The following is a 218-nucleotide window of genomic DNA, read 5'->3' as shown; positions in this document are numbered from 1 at the left end:
TGGGCAGTGGCGCCGTCACCGACAACGCCGCACTCGTCTTCGACCGCAGCAATGCGTTCACCGTTTCCAACACCATCTCCGGCACCGGCTCGCTCGAGCAGGCCGGCTCCGGCACGCTGACGCTCTCCGGCACCAACACCTATGGCGGCGGTACCACGCTCACCGCAGGCACGCTGGCCCTGGGCAGCGCCGGCGCCATCGGCTCCACCGGCACCATC

1 protein-coding gene is annotated in these 218 nt (G+C 70.2%); it reads left to right on the top strand.

Annotated features, from left to right (window positions below; translation table 11 throughout):
* On the top strand, positions 1 to 218 hold a 218-nt coding region (locus ACG04R_RS28640), incomplete at both ends, for an autotransporter-associated beta strand repeat-containing protein (protein ID WP_394418251.1).

The organism is Pelomonas candidula, assembly GCF_043555985.1.
In the GTDB taxonomy this organism is placed as follows: domain Bacteria; phylum Pseudomonadota; class Gammaproteobacteria; order Burkholderiales; family Burkholderiaceae_C; genus Pelomonas; species Pelomonas candidula.
Note: the sequence above shows the minus strand (reverse complement) of the source record. Positions and strands in the feature narration are given on the sequence as shown.